Here is a 2,543-nt window from a genome sequence, read left to right as displayed (position 1 = left end):
AACCCTTATCCTGACTTGATTTCAGTTTTTTCTTTGTCAGTAAGGGTGTCAACAAGGAATATTACAAATTGTTAACCGAGTCTTGAAAGCCTTGTGCCACAAAGGTTTGAAATGTTAAGAAAGATGTGACTAAAGGACAGCTTGATAAGGGGGGTGTCTGATAATTTTTAACACCTACCTACTTAAATTAATCTTGAATATTTAATTAATCTTTTATGGATTAATAAGGTACGGTTCTAAACTCCACGCAATTATTACTAGGATTATAGAGAGTGTAAACTGCTTTATTTAATTCTTTACCAACGCTACCAACCCCAATTAAACGCTTATCTTGAATCGTCAAAGTTTGACTTGGTTGCCGTTTATCTAAAGTAGTAACAGTGCTAGTTAAATTAGCGGACTGTAAAGAATAATCAAAAACTTTTCCCGCACGACCACAAAATAGATTATTAACTCCCACCCGTTGCAGTCGATCTAAAATTTGCCATGGGGGAGTATCGGGGGTTAATTCTTCACTAACACTGACACTACTGCCATGAATTAATAAACAATCCAACTCGACAAAACCAAAATCGAGATTTCGTAACCATTGCACCGTTTCTAAAGAAACTGCGTCCCAGAGTTGTTTAGTGCTATCAATTCCATGTTTATCTGAACTTCCCCCATACATATATACTATAATAGCCGAAAACCCTTATCCATCAATGGATGCACCCCCTTAACTTTTCTTAATGTACCCATGTAATTTGTAACATTTCTTAATGGACAAGAATTCTCTCCATTTGCTAAAATGATAGCCATGTATATAGAAAAAGTTCCTAACCGTAATTCTCCCCCCGCTGTTCTTCTTCGAGAATCCTACCGAGAAGGAGATCAAGTCAAAAAAAGAACCCTTGCCAATCTCTCAAAATTACCCGATGATATTATCGAAAATCTGAAACTGGCTCTTAAAGGAGCAACACTGTCCATGAATGAAGGCATTCCCAATCATTTTGAAGTGATTAGAAGTCTTCCTCATGGTCATGTAATGGCTATTTTAGAGACGATTAAAAAATTGGGTTTAGATAAAATAATCAGTGAAAAATCCTCACGAATCAGAAACTTAGTGGTGGCGATGATTGTGGCAAGAATCATCAATCCTAAATCGAAACTAGCCACAGCGAGAGGGTTTAATAGTGAGACTTGTAGTCAGAGTTTAGGACAATTGTTAGACTTAGAGAAAGGCGATGAAGACGAATTATATAACGCCTTAGATTGGTTATTAGAAAAACAAGAGAAAATTGAGAAGCACCTAGCAATTAAACACTTAGAATCAGGAACATTAGTCTTGTATGATGTCACTTCTACCTACCTAGAAGGAAATGGTTGTGAACTGGGAAAATATGGGTATAATCGAGATAAAAAGAAGGGGAAAACTCAGATAGTGTTTGGTTTGCTCTGTTCAGCTAAGGGTTGTCCGATAGCGGTAGAAGTATTTGAAGGAAACACTTCAGATGGTGCTACTTTAAGCGGACAAATTGAGAAAGTCAGAAAGGGTTGGGGGATTGAGAATGTGGTCTGGGTAAGTGATAGAGGAATTTTAACTAACTCGAAAATCAAGGAATTAGTAAAACCGATAGAAGGATTAGACTATATTACTGGTTTAACTAAGCCTCAAATTCGGAAACTGGCTGAGGTGGAAGTGATTCAATTAGGATTATTTGATCAGGTAAACTTGGTGGAATTTGAGAGTGAAGATTATCCCGAAGAAAGATTAATTGCTTGTCGTAATCCCTTCATTGCCCAGAAAAATCAACTACAAAGAGAGGCATTATTAGAAGCGGTAGAGAAGGAACTAGATTTGATTGTTCAGGCGACTCAAAGGGAGAAAAGAGCTTTAAAGGGCCAAGATAAGATAGCTTTGAGAGTGGGCAAGATTCTTAATCAGTTTAAGGTCAATAAATACTATAACCTAGAGATAACAGAAGAAGGCTTTTCTTATCAGCGTAAGCGGGAATTAATCGCTCAAGAAACGGCCTTGGATGGTGTGTATGTGTTAAGAACTTCTCTGGAGTCAACCTTGATGGATGCAGCGACGACGGTTAAAGCTTATAAAAGTTTATCTCAAGTGGAGGAGGCATTTCGCTGTTATAAGTCAATTGATTTAAAGGTACGTCCTATCTATCATTATAAGGGTGATAGAGTCAAAGCTCATATCTTTTTATGTATGTTGGCTTATTATGTGGAATGGCATTTAAAACAGTGCTTGGCTCCTTTATTATTTGAGGATGAAGAAATTGATGATGGTTCTCTGAATGTGATTAAAGCCAATCGGAGTGAATCCGCTCAGTCTAAAGAGAGAAAAAAACGGAATCAAGAGAACTTTCCTGTGCATAGTTTTCGGACTTTGTTGGAAGACTTGGGGACAATTTGCTTGAATACAGTGGAATGTACGATTAGAGAGGGAAGTTATCGTTTTTCTAAGATAACTCGACCGACCCAACTGCAACAAAAAGCGTTAGATTTATTGGGAGTTTCCCTGATTTGTACCCAGTAACGGGGCG

Annotated in this window: 1 protein-coding gene and 1 pseudogene; one reads left to right on the top strand and one right to left on the bottom strand. The window is 37.6% G+C overall.

Features of this window, described 5'->3' with window-relative positions:
- Window positions 1–220: 220 nt before the first annotated feature.
- Window positions 221–649 (bottom strand): annotated as a pseudogene (locus ACE1AQ_RS08630) (metallophosphatase); the annotation flags it as partial.
- A gap of 150 nt (window positions 650–799) precedes the next feature.
- Between ACE1AQ_RS08630 and ACE1AQ_RS08625 the strand changes: the two are divergent.
- Complete coding sequence (locus ACE1AQ_RS08625) at window positions 800–2,536, top strand: IS1634 family transposase (RefSeq protein ID WP_374808238.1); 1,737 nt, start codon at window positions 800–802, stop codon at window positions 2,534–2,536.
- Window positions 2,537–2,543: the final 7 nt, after the last annotated feature.

It is taken from the genome of Microcystis sp. BLCC-F209, from assembly GCF_041928595.1.
Classification (GTDB): Bacteria; Cyanobacteriota; Cyanobacteriia; order Cyanobacteriales; family Microcystaceae; genus Microcystis.
Note: the sequence above shows the minus strand (reverse complement) of the source record. Positions and strands in the feature narration are given on the sequence as shown.